This window comes from Gilliamella sp. Pas-s25, from assembly GCF_009795885.1.
GTDB lineage: Bacteria > Pseudomonadota > Gammaproteobacteria > Enterobacterales > Orbaceae > Gilliamella.
This window is the reverse complement of sequence record NZ_WTEV01000083.1, coordinates 1-545: the sequence shown is the minus strand read 5'-3', so window position 1 is coordinate 545 and position 545 is coordinate 1. Positions and strand designations below refer to the sequence as shown.

Annotated in this window: 2 tRNA genes and 1 rRNA gene; all 3 read right to left on the bottom strand. The window is 43.3% G+C overall.

Going from position 1 to position 545, the window contains the following annotated elements:
* Positions 1–143: 143 nt before the first annotated feature.
* Positions 144–219, bottom strand: a tRNA-Ala gene (locus tag GQ593_RS13430).
* A 111-nt stretch (positions 220–330) separates the two neighbouring features.
* Positions 331–407: transfer RNA gene (locus GQ593_RS13425), tRNA-Ile, on the bottom strand.
* 58 nt (positions 408–465) lie between these two features.
* Positions 466–545 (bottom strand): 16S ribosomal RNA (locus GQ593_RS13420); the annotation flags it as partial.

The following is a 545-nucleotide window of genomic DNA, read 5'->3' as shown; positions in this document are numbered from 1 at the left end:
AAAAGCTTCACACAAGAACGAGAACTCGTTTCTTTCAGCTTGTTCCTAATTGTTAAAGAGCTTTATCTTTCTATTCACTTAACAATAAATATAAGTAAATACAAACATAATTTTTTATTATCTAACGAAAGAGATTTCTTTAATGGTGGAGCTAAGCGGGATCGAACCGCTGGCCTCCTGCGTGCAAGGCAGGCGCTCTCCCAGCTGAGCTATAGCCCCAATAATTCACTTCATCTATATTTCCCCAACTCGCTTAACGTACCTGCGTTATGCCAATTCATGCCGTTCACATCATTAACACAAGCCTAAACTCGCAAAGTTAAGTAGAATTGGTGGGTCTGAGTGGACTTGAACCACCGACCTCACCCTTATCAGGGGTGCGCTCTAACCACCTGAGCTACAGACCCAATAAAGTGACTCTTTCTTCTAAACAAACAATCTGTGTGAACACTTACAAGCTCTTCGTAAGGAGGTGATCCAACCGCAGGTTCCCCTACGGTTACCTTGTTACGACTTCACCCCAGTCATGAACCACACCGTGGTAA